Origin of the sequence: Frateuria sp. (assembly GCF_013362045.1) — a bacterium.
Classification (GTDB): domain Bacteria; phylum Pseudomonadota; class Gammaproteobacteria; order Xanthomonadales; family Rhodanobacteraceae; genus Frateuria_A.
The window spans coordinates 1-3,056 of sequence record NZ_JABFWW010000220.1; the positions used below are offsets into that span (position 1 = coordinate 1).

2 protein-coding genes are annotated in these 3,056 nt (G+C 72.0%); both read left to right on the top strand.

Annotated elements, in window-relative coordinates:
* On the top strand, positions 1-805 hold an 805-nt coding region (locus HOQ08_RS10540), incomplete at its 5' end, for a patatin-like phospholipase family protein (protein WP_291194267.1).
* Between the two features lie 108 nt (positions 806-913).
* Positions 914-2,956, top strand: coding sequence for a S9 family peptidase (locus HOQ08_RS10545; RefSeq protein ID WP_291194270.1), 2,043 nt, complete (start codon positions 914-916; stop codon positions 2,954-2,956).
* Positions 2,957-3,056 lie beyond the last annotated feature (100 nt).

Sequence of the window (3,056 nt, forward strand, 5' to 3'; positions counted from 1 at the left end):
GCCGCGCAAGCTGGTGATCGGCCTGGCGATGGGCGGCGGCGCGGCCAAGGGCTTCGCGCACATCGGCGTGATCAAGATGCTGGAGGCCAGCGGCATCCATCCGGACGTGGTCGCCGGCACCAGCGCCGGCAGCGTGGTCGGCGCGCTGTACGCCAGCGGCATGGACGCCTTCGCCATGCAGCAGGCGGCCATCGCGTTGGACCAGGCCTCGCTGCGCGACGTGCGCCTGTTCGGCGGCGGGCTGGTGCAGGGGCAGAAGCTGCAGGACTACATCGACGGGCAGGTCCGCCAGCGGCCGATCGAGCGGCTGCGCCTGCCCTTCGCCGCCGTGGCCACCGACCTGGCCAGCGGCCAGCGCACGGTGTTCACCCGCGGCGACACCGGCCAAGCGGTGCGCGCCTCGTGCAGCGTGCCCGGCGTGTTCGAGCCGGCGCTGATCGGCGGCCGTCGCTACGTCGACGGCGGCGTGGTCAGCCCCGTGCCCGTCGATGCCGCGCGCCAGCTCGGCGCCGACTTCGTGATCGCGGTTGACATCTCCGCGCGCTCCGACGGCTCGCTGCCGACCGACATGCTGGGCATCGTCGGCCGCTCGGTGGTGATCATGGGCCAACACCTGGGCGCACAGGAGCTCGCGCGCGCCGACGTGGTCGTGCGCCCGCAGGTCAACGCGATCGGCGCCACGGATTTCGAGCAGCGCGACCGCGCCATCATGGAAGGCGAACGGGCGGCGCTGGCGGCGATCCCGCTGATCCGCACGCGCCTGGCCGCCGCGCAGCAGGCGCCGGCGGCCGTCGCCACGCACTAGGACGAAAAAGCGCGGAAGGTCACCCGGCACGGCAAGCCGTGACCGGCCGCACTTGGGCGAACGCGGCGGCGCTGCTAGCGTGGCCGCTCCCTTGCACGAGATCGTCCCATGCGCACCTGCCCACGCCTGCTGCCACTGCTCACCCTGGCCCTCGTCCCGCTGGCCCTTGCCACACAGGCTCTGGCCGCGCCTTCCCCGGTGGATCCGCGCATCGGCCGATTGCTCGACCAGCTGGGCAAGGTGCAGGCCATCGAGCAGGTGCAGCTGTCGCCGGATGGCCAGCACCTGGCCTGGGTGGTGCGCCGCCACGACAAGCCGTCGATCGAGATCGCCCGCGCCGACGGCAGCGATGCGCACCCGCTGGCGATGGCCGGCGCGCCCGGCAGTTGCCGGCAGGAGGAGCTGGCCTGGGCGCCGGATTCCCACCGGCTGGCCTTCCTCTCCGACTGTGGCGGCAAGCCGGGCGATCTGGACGTCTATACGTCTGACGTGGGTGCCGACGGCAAAGTGCGCCGGCTGGCCGACCTGGATGGCTACGCGCAGGCGCTGAGCTGGTCGGCCGACGGCCGCACGCTCGCCTTCCTGTACGTGGAAGGCGCGAACCGCCGCGCCAGCGCTGTGGCTGCCGCCAAGCCGGCGGCGGGCGAAGTGGGCGTAGAGGGACTGGAGATCCAGCGCATCGCCACCGTGCCGGCCGCGGGCGGCGCACCCAGTATGGCGAGCCCAGCCGACCGGTACGTCTACGAGTTCAGCTGGTCGCCCGACGCGCGCCGCTTCGCCTACGTGGCCGCACCGGCGCCGGGCGACAACAACTGGTGGGTTGCGAAGCTCTATGCGCAGGACGCCCGCGCCGGCGCGGCGCCACGCGTGCTGGTCGATCCGGGCAGGGTGCAGGGCCCGCTGCACGGCCTGCAGATCGCGCTGCCGCGCTGGTCGCCGGACGGCACGCGGCTGGCTTTCATCGGCGGCCTGATGAGCGACCAAGGCTCGACCGGTGGCGACCTCTACGCCGTGCCGGCCGCGGGTGGTGCGCCGGTGAACCTGACGCCCGGCATCCACGCCACGCCGGCGTGGTTCGCCTGGACCTCGCCGCGCACGCTGCTGGTCAGCCAGGTCAGCAACGGGCAGAGCCAGCTGGCCGACTACGCGGTCGATGCCACGCACGCCACCCAGCAGCGCGTGCACTTCACCCTGCCGGCGAGCGTGGGCGACGGCAGCGCCTCGATGGCGATGTCGCTCTCGGCCGATTACCGGCAGCTGGCCTTCGCGCAGAGCTCCTACGCGGCGGCGCCCGAGGTCCACGCGGGCCCGCTCGAAAGGGGCGCGCCGGCGGCGGTCACTGCGATCAACGCATCGCTCAAGCCCAGCTGGGGCAAGGCCGAGTCGGTCGAGTGGGACCATGACGGCCGCCACGTGCAGGGCTGGCTGCTGTATCCGGCCAATTACGATCCCGCCCAACGCTATCCGATGATCGTCAGCGTGCACGGCGGCCCCGCCGCCGCGGTGATCCCGCGCTGGCCGGGCGTGGGCTACGGCAGCGTGCCGTTCTCCACGCTGGGCTACTTCGTGTTCATGCCCAACCCGCGCGGCAGCTTCGGCCAGGGCGAGGCCTACGTGCAGGCCAACCGCAAGGACTTCGGCCACGGCGACCTGTCCGACATCCTTGCCGGCGTCGACGCGATCGAGAAGAAACTGCCGGTCGACGACCAGCGCTTAGGGTTGACCGGCTGGAGCTACGGCGGCTTCATGAGCATGTTCGCGCCCACCCAAACCCAGCGCTTCCACGCCGTGGTGGCCGGCGCCGGCATCGCCAACTGGCAGAGCTATTACGGCGAGAACCTGATCGACCAGTGGATGATCCCGTACTTCGGCGCCTCCGTTTACGACGACCCGGCGGTGTACGCCAGGAGCTCGGCGATCGGCTTCATCAAGCAGGTGAAGACGCCCACGCTGGTGGTGGTCGGCGACCGCGACGCCGAATGCCCGGCGCCGCAGTCGTTCGAGTTCTGGCACGCGCTGCGCGCGCAGGGCGTACCGACCTCGCTGGTGGTCTACCCGAACGAGGGCCATCACTTCGTCGACCCGGCGCACCAGCGCGACGTGCTGCAGCGCGCGCTCGAATGGTTCGGCAAGTACCTGCCGGCCGGCTGAGCCGGTTCGCTACGGACGCGGCGGCGGATCGCGCCGCTGCGTGTGCTTGACCGCACCCAGGATGCCCAGCCCGAACACCACGATCACGCCGGCGCCGATC

Bases quoted from the DNA above. Each gene is read 5' to 3' on its own strand.
- HOQ08_RS10545 (WP_291194270.1), top strand. From the start codon at position 914: ATGCGCACCTGCCCACGCCTGCTGCCACTGCTCACCCTGGCCCTCGTC.